General features: G+C 64.4%; 17 protein-coding genes and 1 pseudogene. 15 read left to right on the forward strand and 3 right to left on the reverse strand.

What is annotated here, in order from left to right:
• Positions 1-84: 84 nt before the first annotated feature.
• The 3 genes and pseudogenes from Q5701_RS15800 to Q5701_RS15810 form a co-directional block, all read left to right on the forward strand.
• The gene (locus Q5701_RS15800; RefSeq protein WP_306751961.1) at positions 85-819 is read left to right on the forward strand and encodes a 3-oxoacid CoA-transferase subunit A; all 735 of its coding nucleotides are present in this window, start codon (positions 85-87) and stop codon (positions 817-819) included.
• Complete coding sequence (locus Q5701_RS15805) at positions 816-1,487, forward strand: 3-oxoacid CoA-transferase subunit B (RefSeq protein ID WP_306751962.1); 672 nt, start codon at positions 816-818, stop codon at positions 1,485-1,487. Before Q5701_RS15800 ends, Q5701_RS15805 begins: the two co-directional genes overlap by 4 nt.
• Position 1,488: 1 nt before the next feature.
• Positions 1,489-2,265, forward strand: a pseudogene (locus tag Q5701_RS15810) (acetyl-CoA C-acyltransferase); the annotation flags it as partial.
• Between the two features lie 82 nt (positions 2,266-2,347).
• Here the strand turns inward: Q5701_RS15810 and Q5701_RS15815 are convergent.
• Positions 2,348-2,989, reverse strand: a complete 642-nt coding sequence (locus Q5701_RS15815; RefSeq protein ID WP_306751963.1) for a TetR/AcrR family transcriptional regulator — start codon at positions 2,987-2,989, stop codon at positions 2,348-2,350.
• 52 nt (positions 2,990-3,041) lie between these two features.
• On the opposite strand from Q5701_RS15815, the gene Q5701_RS15820 reads away from it, so the two are divergent.
• Positions 3,042-3,509 (forward strand): cupin domain-containing protein, encoded by a 468-nt coding sequence (locus tag Q5701_RS15820; protein ID WP_306751964.1) that lies wholly within the window; start codon positions 3,042-3,044, stop codon positions 3,507-3,509.
• A 286-nt stretch (positions 3,510-3,795) separates the two neighbouring features.
• Positions 3,796-4,734 (forward strand): GNAT family N-acetyltransferase, encoded by a 939-nt coding sequence (locus Q5701_RS15825; protein ID WP_306751965.1) that lies wholly within the window; start codon positions 3,796-3,798, stop codon positions 4,732-4,734.
• Positions 4,735-4,736: 2 nt separating this feature from the next.
• Here the strand turns inward: Q5701_RS15825 and Q5701_RS15830 are convergent, their stop codons facing one another.
• Both Q5701_RS15830 and Q5701_RS15835 read right to left on the reverse strand, forming a co-directional pair.
• The gene (locus tag Q5701_RS15830) at positions 4,737-6,020 is read right to left on the reverse strand and encodes an NAD(P)/FAD-dependent oxidoreductase (RefSeq protein ID WP_306751966.1); all 1,284 of its coding nucleotides are present in this window, start codon (positions 6,018-6,020) and stop codon (positions 4,737-4,739) included.
• A complete protein-coding gene (locus tag Q5701_RS15835; RefSeq protein ID WP_306751967.1) occupies positions 6,017-6,712 on the reverse strand; it encodes a haloacid dehalogenase type II in 696 nt (231 codons plus the stop codon). The genes Q5701_RS15830 and Q5701_RS15835 overlap by 4 nt, the downstream gene beginning before the upstream one ends.
• Before the next feature lie 165 nt (positions 6,713-6,877).
• On the opposite strand from Q5701_RS15835, the gene Q5701_RS15840 reads away from it, so the two are divergent.
• The 10 genes from Q5701_RS15840 (at position 6,878) to Q5701_RS15885 (ending at position 17,663) form a co-directional block, all read left to right on the forward strand.
• A complete protein-coding gene (locus Q5701_RS15840; RefSeq protein WP_306751968.1) occupies positions 6,878-7,240 on the forward strand; it encodes a cupin domain-containing protein in 363 nt (120 codons plus the stop codon).
• On the forward strand, positions 7,224-8,330 hold the full coding sequence (gene argE / locus Q5701_RS15845) for an acetylornithine deacetylase (protein ID WP_306751969.1): 1,107 nt from the start codon (positions 7,224-7,226) through the stop codon (positions 8,328-8,330). The genes Q5701_RS15840 and argE overlap by 17 nt, the downstream gene beginning before the upstream one ends.
• 115 nt (positions 8,331-8,445) lie before the next feature.
• Positions 8,446-9,255, forward strand: a complete 810-nt coding sequence (locus Q5701_RS15850; RefSeq protein ID WP_306751970.1) for a GNAT family N-acetyltransferase — start codon at positions 8,446-8,448, stop codon at positions 9,253-9,255.
• A 13-nt stretch (positions 9,256-9,268) separates the two neighbouring features.
• Positions 9,269-10,642 (forward strand): aspartate aminotransferase family protein, encoded by a 1,374-nt coding sequence (locus Q5701_RS15855; RefSeq protein ID WP_306751971.1) that lies wholly within the window; start codon positions 9,269-9,271, stop codon positions 10,640-10,642.
• Entirely contained in the window at positions 10,642-11,553 is a 912-nt protein-coding gene (locus Q5701_RS15860) for a 2-hydroxyacid dehydrogenase (protein ID WP_306751972.1), read from the forward strand. The genes Q5701_RS15855 and Q5701_RS15860 overlap by 1 nt, the downstream gene beginning before the upstream one ends.
• Positions 11,554-11,738: 185 nt before the next feature.
• A complete protein-coding gene (locus Q5701_RS15865; protein WP_306751973.1) occupies positions 11,739-12,470 on the forward strand; it encodes an HAD-IA family hydrolase in 732 nt (243 codons plus the stop codon).
• Between the two features lie 58 nt (positions 12,471-12,528).
• A complete protein-coding gene (locus Q5701_RS15870) occupies positions 12,529-14,142 on the forward strand; it encodes an ABC transporter substrate-binding protein (protein WP_306751974.1) in 1,614 nt (537 codons plus the stop codon).
• Between the two features lie 58 nt (positions 14,143-14,200).
• The gene (locus Q5701_RS15875; RefSeq protein WP_306751976.1) at positions 14,201-15,160 is read left to right on the forward strand and encodes an ABC transporter permease; all 960 of its coding nucleotides are present in this window, start codon (positions 14,201-14,203) and stop codon (positions 15,158-15,160) included.
• A complete protein-coding gene (locus tag Q5701_RS15880; protein ID WP_306751977.1) occupies positions 15,160-16,008 on the forward strand; it encodes an ABC transporter permease in 849 nt (282 codons plus the stop codon). The genes Q5701_RS15875 and Q5701_RS15880 overlap by 1 nt, the downstream gene beginning before the upstream one ends.
• A complete protein-coding gene (locus Q5701_RS15885; RefSeq protein ID WP_306751979.1) occupies positions 16,005-17,663 on the forward strand; it encodes an ABC transporter ATP-binding protein in 1,659 nt (552 codons plus the stop codon). The genes Q5701_RS15880 and Q5701_RS15885 overlap by 4 nt, the downstream gene beginning before the upstream one ends.
• Positions 17,664-17,670 lie beyond the last annotated feature (7 nt).

Below are 17,670 nucleotides of genomic sequence, written 5' to 3' on the forward strand. Positions count from 1 at the left end.
CACGAACAAACGTCAATATGCGAACATACTTCTTGTCTGATGTGATGAGCAGGGCTTAAGCAACCTCCAAACGCAGGAGGTTTCATGGACAAGCGCATTGCAAGTCTGGCCGAGGCGGTCGCGGAGATCCCCGACAGTGCTACGGTGATGATCGGCGGCTTTGGCGGATCGGGCGCGCCGATCGAACTGATCCACGCCCTGATCGACCGATACCGGGCGACCGGCAGCCCCCGGAACCTGACGGTCATCAACAACAATGCAGGCAACGGCCATGTCGGCATCGCGGCGATGATCGAACAGGGCATGGTCGCGAAGATGATCTGTTCCTTCCCCCGGTCCGCAGACCCGCGCGTCTTCACCGAAAGATACCTGGCCGGAGAGATTGCGCTGGACCTGGTCCCCCAGGGCACGCTGACCGAACGCATCCGCGCGGGCGGGGCGGGGATCCCGGCCTTCTATACGCCCACGGGCTTTGGCACGGATCTGGCCAAGGGCAAGCCGGTCGCTGATTTTGACGGCCGCCGCTATGTCCAGGAACGCTGGCTCAAGGCGGATTTCGCCCTGATCAAGGCGGAAACCGGCGACCACCTGGGCAACCTGACCTATCGCATGGCCGCGCGGAACTTCGCGCCCCTGATGGCGATGGCGGCGGCGCGGACCATTGTTCAGGTCAGCCGGGTTGTCGAACCCGGCGGCATCGACCCCGAAGCCGTCATCACCCCCGGCATCTTCGTCGATGGCATCGTGGCCGTCCCCAATCCCGCGCAGGAAGAAGACCTGAACCGCGCCGATGCGCATTACCCCGAGGTGACGGCATGACCGCCAAGCTGACGAACGCCCAGATCGCTTGGCGCGCCGCGCAGGACATCCAGGACGGCGCCTATGTGAACCTCGGGATCGGCTTTCCCGAAATGGTCGCCCGCTTTCAGCCGGAAGGGCGGCAGGCGGTCTTTCACACCGAGAACGGCATCCTGGGCTTCGGAGAAGCCCCCGCGCCCGGCGACGAGGACTGGGATCTGATCAACGCCGGCAAGAAGGCCGTGACGATCAAGCCCGGCACCGCCTTCTTCCACCACGCCGACAGCTTTGCCATGGTCCGGGGCGGGCATTTGGACGTGGCGATCCTGGGGGCCTATCAGGTAGCCCAGAACGGCGACCTGGCGAACTGGTCCACCGGGCCGACGGGCGTGCCTGCCGTGGGCGGCGCGATGGATCTGGTCCATGGCGCGAAACGCGTGGCGGTCATCACCGATCACGTCACCAAGGACGGCAAGCCGAAGCTGGTCCAGGCCTGCACCCTGCCGCTGACCGGGGTTGGCTGCGTCACCCGCGTCTATACCAGCCTGGCCGTGGTGGACATCGAGGGCGGGCGCTTCGTGCTGCGCGAAAAGCTGCCCACGCTGTCCCTCGACGACCTGCAATCCCTGACCGGCGCGCCCCTTCATCTGGATAGTGGCGTGGCCAACCTTATCGTGCCCGAGGTTTGACATGACCGACGCTTATCTTTGCGACTATATCCGCACGCCGATCGGGCGGTTTGGCGGGGCGCTGTCCATGGTCCGCGCCGACGATCTGGGTGCGATCCCCCTGCGGGCGCTGATGGCGCGCAACGCGGGCGTGGACTGGGGGGCGGTGGACGACGTGATCTTCGGCTGCGCCAACCAGGCGGGCGAGGACAACCGCAACGTGGCGCGCATGGCATCCTTGCTGGCGGGCCTGCCGGTCGAGGTGGGCGGCACCACTATCAACCGGCTCTGCGGGTCTGGCATGGACGCGGTGATCGCCGCCGCCCGCGCCATCAAGGCGGGCGAGGCGGATCTGATGATCGCGGGCGGGGTCGAGTCGATGTCGCGCGCGCCCTTCGTGATGCCCAAGGCCGAAAGCGCCTTCAGCCGCAGCACTGCCGTTTACGACACCACCATCGGCTGGCGCTTCGTCAACCCGCTGATGGCGGCGCAATACGGCGTGGACTCGATGCCCGAGACCGCCGAGAACGTGGCCGAGGATTTCGCCATTTCGCGCGCCGACCAGGACGCCTTCGCCCTGCGCTCCCAGCAGAAGGCCGCGGCCGCCCAGGCCAACGGGCGTCTGGCGCAGGAGATCGTCCCCGTCGAGATCGCGCAGCGCAAGGGCGACCCGAAGATCGTGGACCGCGACGAGCACCCGCGCGACACCACGCTGGAGGTTCTGGCAGGCCTGAAGGCGCCCTTCCGCAGGGGGGGGACGGTCACGGCGGGCAATGCGTCCGGGGTGAACGACGGGGCGGAGCCGACGCAAACTGTCGGCGCTCAGCGTCCCAAAGGTATCATCCGATGACAGGCCCATACGATTTTGAATCAGACCAAGATCACAAGCGCAATACCGTGCCCCGCAATCTGCCCCGGTTACCGCAGATAGCTTCGGCTGTTTCTGCCACAACCTTGCGAGCCTCCTCTGCAGACAGGTTTGCCACGTCGAACAGCGCGATCATGGCCTCTGCGCCTGTTGCCATGCCGAGTGCGGCGGCAAGGGAGCGTGCCTGTTCGGGGCGGATGTCTGTCTCTGCTTCCAGGGCGCGCATGAAGGCCTGGATACGCCGGGCGCCACGACGCGGGGTTCTGCCGCCCTGCGATTGCGCGCTCGCCTGCAGGTTCAGGCCAAGATAGATGCGGAAAGCCGTCTCGTTCGCCACCGCCAGGTCGAAGAAGTAAAGGCTGATGGCAACCAGCCGGTCACGCAGGGTGGCAGCATCTCCGACGATCTCCTCATAGGGCGCCGCCTTCAGGTGCAGTCCCGCCTCGGCGGCCAGCAGCACGGGATCCGAGAAGTAGCGGTAGGCGGAGGCCTTCGAGATGCCCGCCTCGCGCGCGGCTGCCGTGACCGTCAGGGCCTCGCCGCGCATCAGGAGGGTGCGTGCCGCGTCCAGCAAGGCCGCCCGTGTTCTGTTCTTCTGATCTTCCCGCTGCGTCACGACCACCTCACGAGACAAATGTCTTGCTAGAATCATCATCTAGTTATAAGACGCCTGTCTCATGATTGGCAATCAACAGAAGGAACAGGCCATGACCCCTCCGCGCACCTATGACGCAATGGGAATACTGTTCAGGTTTCATGCTTTTCCAGCCGAGACGATGGGCAAGTTCTGCCTGGTCGAGGCCATGGTGCCCCCTGGCCTGGGCGCGCCGCCCAATCACCATGCGGGCGAGACCGAAGCCTTTTATGTGCTGGACGGCGAGATCGCGTTCACGCTTGCGGGTGAAACGCAACGGGTCCCGGCAGGCGGCTTTGTCTCCGTCCCAGACGGAGCGGTGCATTCCTTCCAGGCTGTCGGCTCCAAGCCTGCGCGCATCCTGATCATCAATGCGCCGGGCCACATGCACGAGGCGTTCTTTACCCGGACCGGCCATCCGGTTGCTGACGCCACCACCGCCCCGCAACCCCAGGACAGGCCGCCGGACGTGACGCGCATTCTCTCCGTCGCCGCCGACGTCGGCATGGTCATCGTGCCGCCAACGGATGCGGTGCAGTAAGGGGGCCTTGGTGGAGAAGAAGAAGGGCAGGGGGCGCGGGAAAGGCGGTCTGGTGTAGGATCTATTGGATTACTGGAGCACGAACTGAGTCCTTGAGAGGCAAGGCGTCTAAGAACATGAGTTGGATGGGACCGTACTGAGAGAGGAGCTCTCAGCATTGCAGAGCAAGCCCACCGTGCGCTCTTGCTGCCGAAGTTGCCCAATAATATTCGTTATAGTCACAATATACAGCACCAAATAGGCGCGCATCCTCTCCATACTGTCTATTAAGCGACGGAGAGTTACCATGAGCGGCAAAAACGCGTGGACAGAGGAACGGCAGGAGTCTGGATCGAGGGTCGATCATCCGCGCGATCCTCCATCTGAAATTCGCATTGACGCTTATGACACCAGTGCGCAGCCTCTGGGACTTCAGCAGCGTCGTCTGCTGCACGAGTTGACCATCGGGGTCTTGTGGCCGCACCGGGCGCGAGACCTTGATGTCTTTTTGTCGCTCGGCAAGGGTTACCTGGCAACGGACGAAATCGGCAGGCCTATCGGATCGGCGATGTACTTCCCGATGGGTGACGATTTCGCGATGTTGGGAATGATGGTGACGGTACCCCGGTTGCAGGCGCGTGGCGCGGGCAAATGGCTTCTGCAGCGCGTCCTCGCCGACTGCGTGGGCCGCGACCTTCGCCTTAGCGCGACCCGCTCGGGGTACCGACTCTATGCAGCGGCAGGCTTTCAGCCCGTCTGCATTATCCGCCAGCAGCAAGGGATCGCACGTCAAATTGCCCAGGAAGACGTGCCGGGGCTTGCGATCCGGGTCCTGTCGCAATCCGACCGCGCGGCGGTGCATGAGCTTGATGCCAAGGCCTATGGTGTTCAGCGCACGCAGGTGCTGGACAAGCTCTTGTCGCTGTCCAAGGGTACCGTCGCGCTTCAGGATGGGGTGGTTCACGGCTTCGCCCTCCAAAGGCCCTTTGGAAAAGGAGTTATCGTGGGTCCTGTTGTGGCCGAGGATGACGTGATGGCGAAAGCCTTGGTTGCGCCACTGATCCGGGCCAGTGTAGGAACCTTTGTCCGCCTCGACACGCCTGTTGATAGTCCGGGCTTCGTAGCCTTTCTGACCGACGCGGGCCTTGGCTTATTCGACACAGTGACAGAAATGCGCCTAGGTTCGCATCGCCGCGCAAAGACGGGATCCGTAACCTATGGCCTCGCCTCACACTCGTTTGGCTAGCTTCAGGACAGCCGGTCCTTCAGCCCGAACCACAAGCCTACAAGCGGCAGGAACCAGGGCTTGCCGCTGTGCGCGGGGATCGGGGGCCAGTCCATGCCCTCAAGCGGATTGGTACCTCGCCATCCCATTGCCATATCCGCCAGCACCTGCCCGACAAGCGTAGACATCTGCGCGCCGTGCCCGGAATAGCCCATGCCATAGATCATGCCGTCCACCTCTCCGGCGCGCGGGAAGCGGTCTTGGGTCATGTCCACCAGCCCGCCCCAGCAATAGTCGATTGAAACATCCGCCAGATGCGGAAAGATTGCGGTCATCGACCGGCGCAGGATCGCCCCCGACTTCGCGTCCGAGGTCTGGTCCGACCGGGCCGAAAACCGCGCCCGCCCGCCAAAAATCAGCCGCCGGTCGGGCGACAGGCGGAAATAATTGCCAATGTTCATCGAGGTGACGCAGGTCCGGTCGCCGGGCAGGGTGGTCGCGACTTCCTCATCAGACAGCGGGCGGGTGGCGATAATGAACGACCCGACCGAGATGATGCGGCGCCGGAAATGCCGCAGCGGCGCTGTGGTGCCGTAGGCCCCGGTCGCCACGATCACCCGATCCGCCGTCAAGGCTCCGCGCGGGGTTTGCACCTGCCAGCCATCCGCCGCCTTTGTGCGGCCCGTGACCGGCGCTTTTTCCCAGATCCGCGCGCCATGGCGATGTGCCGCCCCTGCCAGCCCCTGGGCATAGCGGCCCATGTGAATCATCGCCGATTTTTCATAGAGCATCGCGCCGTGGAAGCTATTAGATCCCACCTCGGTCTGCAGCTGGTCGCGGTCCAGCCAGCGGGTATCGGGATCGACCTCGGCATGGATCAAGTGGTAATTTGCGCGCAAGCCCGCCACGTGGCTGGGCTTGGACGCCAGCTTCAGTTTGCCCGAGCGGCGGAAATTGCAGGCGATGCCTTCTTCCGCTACGACCCCTTCGATCAGGTCAATGGATCGATCATAGGCGCGATACAGAGCATGGGCACGGTCCGTCCCCAGATGCGCCTTGGCCTCGGCATAGCCATGGGCGATGCCGTTGTTCAGGTGCCCGCCGTTGCGCCCCGACGCACCCCAGCCGACGGTCTCGGCCTCCAGCAGCGCCACGCGAGCGCCCGCCTTTGCAAGGCTGCGGGCGGCGTTCAAACCGGTGAACCCGCCGCCGATCACGGCCACGTCGAAGCGGCCTTCGACAGGACCGGCCTCGCCCCCGGCAAAGGGGGTAACCCCGTCGTGCCAGTAGGATGCGTATTTTGTCAAAGCCCCACTACCTCAGCCAAGCCGGAGATGTCCCTGACCTCGGTGTATCCGTAATGGGGGTTGGCAGGTTCGTGGCCCCGGTTGACCCAGACCTTGTTGCGAATCCCCAGGTCATGCGCGGTCATCAGGTCATATCGGAACGACGACGACACATGCAGCACGTCCTCCGGCCCGCAGCCCAACTGATCGAACATGTATTCGAAGGCGCGCATCTGGGGTTTATAGGCGCCCGCGCTTTCGGCGGTGAAGACATGGTCGATGGGCGCGCCCAGTTTCGCGATGTTGTGCGGGATCTGGTCGTTCATGGAATTGGTCAGGGCAACAAGCGGGATCTTTCCGGCAATGCGCTGAAGACCCGCAGGCACGTCAAGGTTCGGTCCCCAGGTCGGGACGCGGTTATAGATGTCCTCGGCCACCGCCGGATTGAAGGCGATGCCGTTGCGCTTGCAGGTGCGTTCCAGCGAATTGTGGACGACCTCGGCATAGGGTTTCCAGGTGCCCAGTACCTCGTCAAGGCGGTAGGCTGCAAAATTGGCGATGAATTTTTCCATCTGCGGGCCGGAAAGCTGGGCGCCGTAATGGACGCGCGCGGCGCCGGCCATGTCGAAGAAGATCATCGTGCCGTGACAATCAAAGGTGATGAATTTCGGGCGCTGCGCCATTGGGGCCTCCTGCTGATCCGTTTCGTTCATCTTCGGTGCGGTTTGGCGGCGGCGTGTGCGGCAGACGTACCCCTGACGGCAGGACATTGCGAAATTCCAACAATGGACGGCAGGCCGTGCCGCCCATGTCCTGACAACGGTGCCACGCCGCGCGCCGGGCGCGCGATGCTGGGACCGATTATGAAAGGAACCGCCATGACTCTGCTGACCCCCATCGACATTGCCCCCGCCTTCACCCCGCGCGAGGACGTGGCCGCCCCCGAAAAGCTGATCGAGGGGGCGCCCGCCTTCAAGACTTGGGCCTTGGACGAAGTGCCTCTGGGCAACTGGACCAAGATCCGCACCGGCGTCTGGGAAGCGACGCCCGGCACCACGCGGTCCGTCAAGGGCGAGGCGCTGGAATTCTGCCACATCTTGTCCGGCGTGGTGGACCTAACCGAGGAAGGCGGTGAAACGCGCCGCTTCACCGCAGGCGACAGCTTCCTGATGAAGCCGGGCTTCAAGGGTACTTGGAAGACTATTGAGACTGTGCGCAAGATCTATGTCTTCGCCGACTGACCTGCTGGCCCGGCTGGTCGGCTTTCCCAGTGTCATGGGCAGCGCGAATGGCGCGATCATGGGTTTCGTACAGGAATACTTGCGCGGACATGGGGTCGCTTCGACCCTGATCGCGGGGCCGGAGGGCGACCGCTGGAACCTATTCGCGACCATTGGCGATGCCTCGCGCCCCGGTTACGTCCTGTCGGGCCATGTCGATGTGGTCCCGGCGGGCGAGCTCGAGTGGCAGGCCGATCCCTTCGTGCTGCGCCAAGACGGGGACCGGCTGATTGGGCGCGGCGCCTGCGACATGAAGGGCTTTGTCGCGGCCGCCCTGACCATGGTGCCGGAATTACTGGCAATGCCGCTGTCCGCACCAATCCATATCGCCCTGTCCTATGACGAGGAAGTGGGCTGCCGGGGCGTGCCGCATCTGCTGGCGGCGCTGCCGGATCTGTGCGCACCACCGCTGGGCGCGATTATTGGCGAACCCTCGGGCCTGGTGCCGGTGCTGGCCCACAAGGGCAAAGCAGCGCTGCGGCTGGTGGCAACCGGAGTGCCGGGCCACAGTTCGCGCCCCGACCTGGGGGCCAACGCCATTCACGCACTGCTTCCCGCGCTAATTGCCGCCGCCGCGCAGGCCGTGGCGCTGCAATCCGGCACGCAGGACGCACGCTTTGCGCCGCCCTGGTCCAGCCTGCAGATCGGCACCGTCGCGGGGGGGCAGGCCGTCAACATTATACCCGACCGTGCGACGGCGGAAATCGAAGCCCGCGCGATCCAGGGTGTCGATCCCAAGGCGATTCTGGATCCGGTGGTCGCTGCGGCAAAGGGATTGGCGGTGGACTGGCTGTCCTCCTATCCCGCGCTTGCGCTCGAGGCCAATCACCCACTGGCCCAGCTGATGGCTGACCTGACGGGCGCCTCCCCCCTGGGCGCCGTCAGCTTCGGGACCGAGGCCGGGCTTTACCAGCAAGCTGGGATCCCCGCAATCATCTGCGGACCGGGCGACATCGCCCGCGCGCATCGCCCCGAGGAATACCTGACCAAGGGCGAACTGCAGGACGCCTGCTCCATGATCCGCCGCTTGGGACAAGCTTTATGCAGGTGACGGCATTTTCTGCGGCGGCGCTGATGCGATCCGCAGGACATGCCGCCCGATAGCGCCAGATCGGTGATCCTGCCGCCCGGCCCGTGTCACGATAGGGTTAACAAGGACGAACCGCATGACAACCACGACCACCCCCGCGCTTGAAGCCTTTACCCCTGCGCATCTGCCGCAGGCGCTACGCCTGTCCGAGCAGGCGGGCTGGCCCCACCGGGCCGAGGATTGGGCGCTGACGCTTTCGGTCTCCCAAGGGGTCGTGGCCCTGGAAGGCGGCCGCGTCGTTGGCACGGCGCTGTGTTCGGCGTTCGGCCCGGTTGCCACGCTGAACATGATCATTGTCGAGGAGGCGATGCGCGGGCGTGGTCTGGGCCGCGCGCTGATGGAAGTGATCATCGCCTTGGCCGGGGACCGGGAGATGCGCCTTATCGCCACAACGGATGGGCTGCCGCTTTACGAAAAGCTGGGCTTCCGCGCCACCGGCCAGATCGCGCAGTACCAAGGGGTCGCTACGGGCGCCATGCCGGAGTTGCCCGTCGCCACCGGCACCCCCGCCGATATCGACCGCCTTGCCCCGACCGACCGTGCCGCCAGCGGCATGGACCGCGCGCCGCTGCTGCGCGACATCGCGGCAGGTGGAGAGGTTTTGCTGTGCAACGGGGGCTTCGCCCTGCTGCGCCCTTTTGGGCACGGCCGTGTGGTCGGCCCCATCATCGCCCCTGACACGGCCACAGCTCGTGCGCTGATGGCTGATGCGGCAAGCCGCTGCGCGGGCGGCTTTTTGCGCGTCGACCTGAGGGCGGGGCAGGGGCTGGAAGCCATTGCCACCGACCTGGGCCTCGCGCCGGTCGGCAGGGGCACGGCCATGGTCCGCAACCCGCAAACCTCTGTGCCCACGACCTTTGCCCTAATCTCGCAAGCCTTGGGCTGAACCGGAGACCCCTATGCTGAGCAATTCCCTTGTCGAGCTTGACCGCCGGCACCTGATCCACCCGGTTTCGTCCTTCCGGGGGCACGAACAGCGCGGCGTGCGCGTCCTGACCTCGGGGCAGGGCGCCACGGTCACGGATGCCGAGGGCCGGACCCTGATCGACGGCTTCGCGGGCCTGTGGTGCGTGAACGCAGGCTATGGCCAGGAGAGCATCGTCGAGGCTGCGGCCGACCAGATGCGCAAGCTGCCCTATGCCACCGGCTATTTCGACCTGGGCGCCGAGGCGCCGATCCGCCTGGCCGCGGCCCTTGCCGAACGGACGCCGGGCGACCTGAACCACATCTATTTCACGCTGGGCGGATCGGATGCGGTGGACAGCACAATCCGCTTCATCCGCTATTACTGGCATGCCAAGGGCCAGCCGGGCAGGGACCAGTTCATCTCAGTCGCCAACGGTTATCATGGCTCGACGACCATGGGCGCGGGTCTGACCGCGCTGCCGGGCTTTCACGACGGCTTCGGCGTGCCGTATGACTGGCAGCACAAGATTTCGTCGCATTATCTGTATCGCAATCCAGTGGGCAGCGACCCGCAGGCAGTGATCGACGCATCCACGGCGGAACTGCGCGCTAAGATCGAGGGGATTGGCCCCGACCGCGTCGCGGCCTTCTATGTCGAGCCGATCCAGGGGTCCGGCGGCGTTCTGGTGCCGCCGCCGGGCTGGATCAAGGCAATGCGCGATCTATGCGCCGAATACGGCGTGCTGTTCGTCGCCGACGAAGTCATCACCGGCTTTGGCCGCACCGGCCCGCTGTTCGCTTGCGAGGATGAAGGCATCGTTCCCGACCTGATGACCACGGCCAAGGGCCTGACCTCAGGCTATGTGCCGATGGGTGCCGTGTTCATGCGCGATCATGTCTACGAGACCATCGCCGACGGCGCGGGCGCCAAGTCCGTGGGTCACGGCTTCACCTATTCTGCGCATCCTGTCAGCGCCGCGGTCGCGCTGGAGGTGCTGGCGCTTTACGAAGGCGGCTTGCTGTACAACGGCCGCCGGGCGGGCGCGCGGCTGCAGGCGGGGCTGGAAAGCCTCCGCGATCACCCGCTGGTCGGCGATGTGCGGGGCCGGGGCATGCTGGGGGCGGTGGAACTGGTCGTGGACAAGGACGCGAAAACGCCGCTGCCGCCCGATGTGCAACCCGCCACACGTCTGTTCGACCGCGCGTGGGATCAGGGGCTGATCGTGCGGTCCTTCGCGCAAGGCATCTTCGGCTATGCCCCGCCGCTCTGCTGCACGGACGACCAAATTGACGCCATTGTGGACCGCACCCGCACCGTGCTGGACTTGACGCTGGAAGACCCTGAAATCCGGGCGGTCCTGCGCTGATGGCGCTGCTGCTGCATTCCACCCCAGAACGCGGGGCTATCTGGGGGCGCATCTTCGCCGAGGCGGGCGAAGGCTTCATTCCTGACGAGGCCAGCGTAACCGACCCCGCGCAGGTTATGCATCTGGCCTGCTGGGTGCCTCCTGCCGATCTGGCTCGTTATCCGAATCTGCGGACGGTGATCTGCGTGGGGGCTGGCACCGATCATTTTCCACCGCTGCCCGACGGTGTTGCGCTGTCGCGCACCATTGCTCCGGGGATCGAGGCGATGGTGCGCGATTGGGTGGTCATGGCGGTTCTTGCGTTGCATCGCGAGTTGCCAGTTTATCTGGATCAGGCCGCGCGCGGCCAATGGCACCCTCGCCCGGCCCAACTGGCCCGATCCCGCCGCGTCGGCATCATGGGCATGGGCCGGATCGGGCAGCTGGCGGCGGAAAGCCTAAAGGACTTGGGCTTCCCGGTAACGGGCTACAGCCGGTCGGGCGCGCCGGTCGAGGGGTTCGAGGTCTTTGGTGCGGATCGACTGGACAATTTTCTCACGGGGGCCGAAATCCTCGTCTGCCTGCTGCCCCTGACCGAGGAAACGCGCGGCATGATGGATGACGCCTTCTTCACCCGCCTGCCCGAAGGCGCGCAACTGGTCCAGGCAGGGCGCGGCGCGCAACTGGACATGGCGGCCCTGCGCCGGGCACTCGACAGCGGGCGCCTGTCCGCCTCCATGCTGGACGTGACCGACCCGGAACCTTTGCCGCCCGATCACTGGGCCTGGGCGGACCCTCGCGTCCTGATCACCCCGCACATCGCCGCTCATACCGATGCTGCCGAAGGCGCACGTCACGCGCTGTCCGTCATCCGCGCCCACCGCAACGGCCAGCCGGTGCCGGGCCTGGTTGACCGCAGCCGAGGATATTAGAGCGCGGCGGGGCACGCGAAATGCCGCGCCTCGTCTCAATACGAAAGAATCTGCTGCGCTGAGGCTGCCTTTCGGCGTTTTGCGGCCCTCGAATGACGCATGCTGGATGTGACGGGATAACGACGCCCGCGCTTCCGCCGACCTGACCGCCGCGCCCCAAGCGGCACCTGCGAAAGGAAGTTCCCATGGCCACCTTGACGGCGGCGAAACCCTTGGACCGTTTTTCCTATGTCACCTTTGACGTGGTCGGCACGCTGATCGACTTCGAGGGCGCGATCACTGGCGCCCTGCAGAAGATCGCGGCGGACGCGGGAACGACCGTCGATGGCGAGGCCGCGCTGGCCGTTTACCGCAACGCCCGCTACCAGCCCGACGCGCTGCGCTATCCCGACGACATGGGCCGCTGCTATGGGCAGATCGCCGTAGCCACCGGCCTGCCCGATACGCCCGAAAACCGCCAGTTCATGATTGACGCGGTAGGCAAGGCGCAGCCCTTTCCCGACAGCGTTGCGGCAATGGCCCGGCTGAAGGCCCGCTACAAGCTGATTGCCATGACCAACGCCCGCCGCTGGGCCTTCGAGAAATACCAGGAAAAGCTGGGCCATCCCTTTTGGGCCAGTTTCACCACCGACGACACAGGCACCGAAAAGCCCGATCCCGCCTTTTTCCAGCAGGTCTTTGACTTCATGGGCAGGGATGGTGGTAGCAAGCACGACATCCTGCATACCGCGCAAAGCCAGTATCATGACATTGGCATTTCGCGCAAACTGGGCATGACAAATGCCTGGATCCAGCGTCGCCACGCCCAAAAGGGCTATGGTGGGACCATCGAACCGGCGGAATTTACCGAACCAGACTACCATTTCCATTCGCTGATGGAGCTGGCTGAGGCCGCCGACAAGACCTTCGACAAGTAAGCTTCACCCCACCCGAGCGGACGAGAGAGACGCCGGGCCAGACAACAGGGAACATGGAATGAAAGACCTCAAACCGACCAACTGGACCGGCCGCGACGACGCAATGGTCGAAGCCGCGATCCGCCGGGGCGCCTCGCGCCGCGAATTGCTCAAGATGCTGATGGCATCGGGCGTGGCGCTGTCGGCAGGCGGATCACTCCTGCTGCGCGCGGGGCAAGCAGCGGCGCAGACCCCTGTCACCGGCGGGCACCTGAAGGCCGCAGGCTGGTCGGCATCGACCGCTGACACGCTGGATCCTGCCAAGGCGTCGCTGTCCACCGACTATAGCCGCTGCTGCGCTTTCTACAACCGACTGACCTTCCTGGACGATGGCAGCGAAGTGAAGATGGAATTGGCGGAGGCGATCGAAACGAGCGACGGAAAAACTTGGCAGATCACCTTGAAGCCTGATGTGGCATTCCACGATGGCAAAACGCTCACCGCCTCAGACGTAGTTTGGTCGCTGAAACGCCACCTCGATCCCGCCGTGGGTTCCAAGGCCGCCGCCATTGCCGAACAGATGGCAGAAATCACCGCCGTGGACGACCGGACCGTCAGCATTGTGCTGGCGGCGGCCAATGCTGACCTGCCCACGATCTTGTCGCTCCACCACTTCATGATCCTAGCCGAAGGCACCAGCGACTTCTCCAAAGCCAACGGTACCGGTGCCTTCATTTGCGAAACCTTCGAGCCGGGGGTCCGGTCTATCGGTACGCGGAACCCGAACTACTTCAAGGGTATGGGGCCTTACCTGGACAGCTTCGAATACTTTGCCATCTCAGACAACAACGCGCGCGTCAACGCGGTGCTGTCGGGCGATATCCATCTCGCCGCGGCGATCAACCCGCGTTCGATGCGCATGGTCGAAGGACAGGATCACATCACGACCTCAATCTCGACTGCCGGCAACTATACCAACCTGAACATTCGATTGGACATGGATCCGGGCAACAAGGCAGGCTTCATCGAGGGCATGAAATACCTGACAAATCGTGAGGCGATCGTGAATGGCGTGCTGCGCGGCTTGGGAGAGATCGCGAACGATCAACCGGTGTCGCCGATGGATCGCTATCATAACCCGAACCTCAAGGCACGCGAGTATGACCCCGAACGCGCCAAGGCTTTGTTCGAAAAGGCAGGTGTCCTGGGCCAGGCGATCCCGATCATCACTTCGGATGCGGCGAACTCGGCTATCGACTATGCCATGGTTGTCCAGCAAGCAGGGGCTGAGGCGGGAATGCCCTTCAAGATCGAACGTGTGCCTTCGGACGGCTACTGGTCGAACTATTGGCTGAAGGCGCCGACTCATTTCGGCAACATCAACCCGCGACCCACGCCGGACATCCTGTTCTCGCTCCTCTACGCCTCGGATGCGCCGTGGAACGAAAGCCAGTACAAGTCCGAGAAGTTCGACGGAATGCTGGTCGAGGCGCGGGGGCTTCTGGACGAGGAAAAGCGCAAGGCGATCTATTGGGAAATGCAGGAAATGATCGCCAACGAGGCAGGCACGATCATTCCCGCCTATATTTCGAACGTCGATGCGCATTCGTCGAAGATGAAGGGAATGCGTCCCAATCCCCTTGGCGGCCAGATGGGCTATGCTTTCGCAGAATATGTCTGGCTGGAGGCCTGACGACGCCACGGCCCTGCGCAGGCACGCGCGGGGCCCAGTCCCTTGATGGAGGTGCGCCATGCTGCGTTCCGCAACCACATGGATCATGGTCGGCCAGCGGCTTGGCATCGCGCTGATCACACTGCTGATCGTGTCCTTCGCAGTGTTCTTCGCGACTGAACTGCTGCCTGGCGACGTGGCCGAGGTTTTGCTGGGCCAGGCCGCCACGCCTGAGGCTGTGGCCGGACTGCGCACCGCCATGGGACTGGACGAACCGGCGATCTGGCGGTTCCTGTCCTGGCTGGGTGGACTGATGAGCGGCGACCTGGGCATGTCTTATGTCAACAAGATGGCCGTGACGGACCTTTTGTCGGGACGGCTGATGAACACGCTGCGCCTGGCGGGGATCGTCACTCTGGTCTGCGTGCCGGTCGCGCTGACCCTGGGGATTGCCGCCGCCATGTGGCGCGGTTCCTGGCTGGACCGGCTGGTATCCATCGTGACCATCTCGGTCATTTCAGTGCCCGAATTCATGGTGGCGACGCTGGCCGTGCTGATCTTCGCCGTCTGGCTGGACTGGCTGCCCGCGCTGAGCTTCGGCGTCAATGTGGACTCTTTCAGTGCCATGCTGCGCGCTTATGCGATGCCGGTCATCTCACTGTCCTTTGTTGTCTCGGCCCAGATGATCCGCATGACGCGGGCCGCGGTGATCGAGACGATCAACACGCCTTATGTCGAAATGGCCCTGCTGAAGGGAGCATCGCGCACCCGCATGGTGCTGCGCCACGCCCTGCCCAACGCCCTGGGTCCGATCGCCAACGCGGTGGCGCTGTCGCTGTCCTATCTGGTTGGTGGTGTGATCATCGTGGAAACGGTGTTCAACTATCCGGGCGTGGCCAAGCTGATGGTCGATGCGGTGTCCACCCGCGACCTGCCCCTGATCCAAAGCTGCGCGATGATCTTCTGCATCAGCTACCTGCTGTTGATCACGCTGGCTGACATGATCGCCATTCTCTCCAATCCGAGGTTGCGCCGTTGATGTCCCTTGCCCTGCGCCTTCCGACCCCGGCCCGGCTGGGATATTCCTTCAACTGGGTCGGCCGCCTGGGCTTGGCGGTGATCCTGTTCTGGGCCGTGATCGCGATCATCGGTCCCTGGATTGCTCCCTATCCGCCGGGAGAGATGGTGGATTGGGATTACTTTGGCCCGATGAGCCGGCAGTTCTGGCTGGGCAGCGATTACCTGGGCCGCGACATCCTGTCCCGCATCATCATGGGCGCGCGCTATACCGTAGGCATCGCGCTTGCCGCCGTAATCCTGGCCTGTGCGGGGGGCGTGCTGCTGGGCATGATCGCTGCGGTGATCGGCGGCTGGTTCGACACGCTTCTGTCGCGGTTCCTGGACGCCTTCAACGGGATCCCGCACCTGCTGTTCGGGCTGGTCGTGGTGGCCGCCGTTGGCTCCTCGATCCCGGTGCTGATCCTGACGCTGGCGGCGATGTACCTGCCGGGCTCCTACCGCTTCGCCCGCGCCCTGGCGGTCAACGTCAACACCATGGATTTCGTCACGGTGGCCCGCGCCCGGGGCGAGGGCTTCGGCCACATCATCCTGCGCGAGATTTTCCCGAACATCCTTGGCCCCGTGCTGGCCGACTTGGGTCTGCGCTTCGTCTTCATCGTGCTGGTCTTGTCAGGCCTGTCCTTCCTGGGCTTAGGGGTGCAGCCGCCCTATGCCGACTGGGGCGCACTTGTGCGCGAGAACATCGAGGGCCTTAGCCTGGGTGCGCCTGCGGTGATCTTTCCGTCGGTCGCCATCGCCTCGCTGACCATCTCGGTGAACCTCTTCATCGACAACCTGCCCACCCGCATCCGCGACAGGAGCGAATGATGAGCCAGCCGCTAGTTTCCGTGCGCGACCTGACCATCGGCGCCAAGACCGATTCCGGCCGCGAGGTCGCCATCATCAAGGGCGTCAGCTTTGACATCGCGCCGGGTGAGATCCTGGCCCTGATCGGCGAAAGCGGATCGGGCAAGACCACCATCGCCCTGTCGCTGATGGGCCATACGCGGCCCGGCTGCGCGATCCACGGCGGAACCATTCGCGTGGGGGCGCGCGACGTGACCGCCATGTCTGAGCGCCAACGCGCCGACATGCGCGGGACCGAGGTGTCCTATATCCCTCAATCGGCCGCCGCCGCCTTCAACCCGGCCAAGCGCATCATGGATCAGGTGGTGGAAATCAGCGCCATCCACAAGCTGATGCCGCGCGAGGAGGCGGAGGCCAAGGCCCGCCAGTTGTTCCGCGCACTCGCCTTGCCCGATCCCGACACCATCGGCAGCCGCTATCCGCACCAGGTATCCGGCGGGCAGTTGCAGCGCCTGTCGGCGGCCATGGCATTGATCGGCGGCCCGCATCTAGTGATCTTCGACGAACCTACGACCGCGCTGGACGTGACCACCCAGATCGAGGTTTTGCGCGCCTTCAAGTCGGTCATGGACAAAGGCAGGATGGCGGGCGTCTATGTCAGCCACGACCTGGCCGTGGTGGCCCAGATCGCCGACCGCATCATCGTGCTGAAGAACGGCGTCGTGCAGGAGGAAGGCCCGACCGAGCAGATCCTGACTGCGCCCGCCCATCCCTATACACGGCAGCTTCTGGACGCCTTCGAGCCGGTGCCGCATGTCCCCCAGGCCCAGGCTGGGACACGAGAGCCAGTCCTTCAGGTGCAAAACCTGTGCGCGGGCTATGGGGTGATCCACAACGGTGTGCCTGCGGCGAAGATCCTGGAGGATGTCAGCTTCCGGCTGGAACGCGGTCGCAACCTGGGCGTGATCGGGGAGTCGGGGTCGGGCAAGTCCACCCTGGCCCGCGCCATTGCCGGTATCCTGCCCGCTTATCGCGGCAACGTGCTTCTGGATGGGAAGGAGCTGGCGCCTTCACTAGCGGATCGCAGCAAGGACGAGTTGCGCCGCGCTCAGATTGTCTTCCAGCTGGCCGATACGGCGCTGAACCCCGCCCAGTCGATCGAGTCGATCCTGGCGCGCCCGCTGACTTTCTATCACGGCATGTCGGGCGCGGCGCGCACGGCGCGGGTGATCAAGCTTTTGGACATGGTGCGGCTGCCTGCCCACCTGCGCCACCGCCTGCCCTCCGAATTGTCAGGCGGGCAGAAGCAGCGGGTGAACCTGGCGCGCGCCTTGGCGGCCGAACCCGACCTGATCCTCTGCGACGAGATCACCTCGGCTCTGGATACAGTGGTTGCAGCGGCTATTCTGGATCTGCTCAAGGAATTGCAACGCGAATTGAACCTGTCCTACATGTTCATCAGCCACGACCTGTCCACGGTTGAGGCGATCTGCGACGAGGTTCTGGTCATGCTGAAGGGCCGGGTGGTTGAGGCGCTGCCCGCCGCGCGGATGTCATTGGACGCCACGCACCCCTATTCTCGGCTTCTGATCGGCTCGATCCCCAAGCTGGACACCGGCTGGTTGAAGGGGTTGGAACAGGATCCGCAATTACTGGCGCAGTTCGCTGGACGGTAGGGTGGGG

The organism is Paracoccus actinidiae (assembly GCF_030863885.1).
Taxonomy (GTDB): Bacteria; Pseudomonadota; Alphaproteobacteria; order Rhodobacterales; family Rhodobacteraceae; genus Paracoccus; species Paracoccus everestensis.

Bases quoted from the DNA above. Each gene is read 5' to 3' on its own strand.
- argE (WP_306751969.1), top strand. From the start codon at position 7,224: ATGTCTTCGCCGACTGACCTGCTGGCCCGGCTGGTCGGCTTTCCCAGT.
- Q5701_RS15850 (WP_306751970.1), top strand. From the start codon at position 8,446: ATGACAACCACGACCACCCCCGCGCTTGAAGCCTTTACCCCTGCGCAT.
- Q5701_RS15800 (WP_306751961.1), top strand. From the start codon at position 85: ATGGACAAGCGCATTGCAAGTCTGGCCGAGGCGGTCGCGGAGATCCCC.
- Q5701_RS15870 (WP_306751974.1), top strand. From the start codon at position 12,529: ATGAAAGACCTCAAACCGACCAACTGGACCGGCCGCGACGACGCAATG.
- Q5701_RS15885 (WP_306751979.1), top strand. From the start codon at position 16,005: ATGATGAGCCAGCCGCTAGTTTCCGTGCGCGACCTGACCATCGGCGCC.
- Q5701_RS15855 (WP_306751971.1), top strand. From the start codon at position 9,269: ATGCTGAGCAATTCCCTTGTCGAGCTTGACCGCCGGCACCTGATCCAC.
- Q5701_RS15825 (WP_306751965.1), top strand. From the start codon at position 3,796: ATGAGCGGCAAAAACGCGTGGACAGAGGAACGGCAGGAGTCTGGATCG.
- Q5701_RS15805 (WP_306751962.1), top strand. From the start codon at position 816: ATGACCGCCAAGCTGACGAACGCCCAGATCGCTTGGCGCGCCGCGCAG.
- Q5701_RS15860 (WP_306751972.1), top strand. From the start codon at position 10,642: ATGGCGCTGCTGCTGCATTCCACCCCAGAACGCGGGGCTATCTGGGGG.
- Q5701_RS15840 (WP_306751968.1), top strand. From the start codon at position 6,878: ATGACTCTGCTGACCCCCATCGACATTGCCCCCGCCTTCACCCCGCGC.
- Q5701_RS15875 (WP_306751976.1), top strand. From the start codon at position 14,201: ATGCTGCGTTCCGCAACCACATGGATCATGGTCGGCCAGCGGCTTGGC.
- Q5701_RS15880 (WP_306751977.1), top strand. From the start codon at position 15,160: ATGTCCCTTGCCCTGCGCCTTCCGACCCCGGCCCGGCTGGGATATTCC.
- Q5701_RS15815 (WP_306751963.1), bottom strand. From the start codon at position 2,989: ATGATGATTCTAGCAAGACATTTGTCTCGTGAGGTGGTCGTGACGCAG.
- Q5701_RS15820 (WP_306751964.1), top strand. From the start codon at position 3,042: ATGACCCCTCCGCGCACCTATGACGCAATGGGAATACTGTTCAGGTTT.
- Q5701_RS15835 (WP_306751967.1), bottom strand. From the start codon at position 6,712: ATGAACGAAACGGATCAGCAGGAGGCCCCAATGGCGCAGCGCCCGAAA.
- Q5701_RS15865 (WP_306751973.1), top strand. From the start codon at position 11,739: ATGGCCACCTTGACGGCGGCGAAACCCTTGGACCGTTTTTCCTATGTC.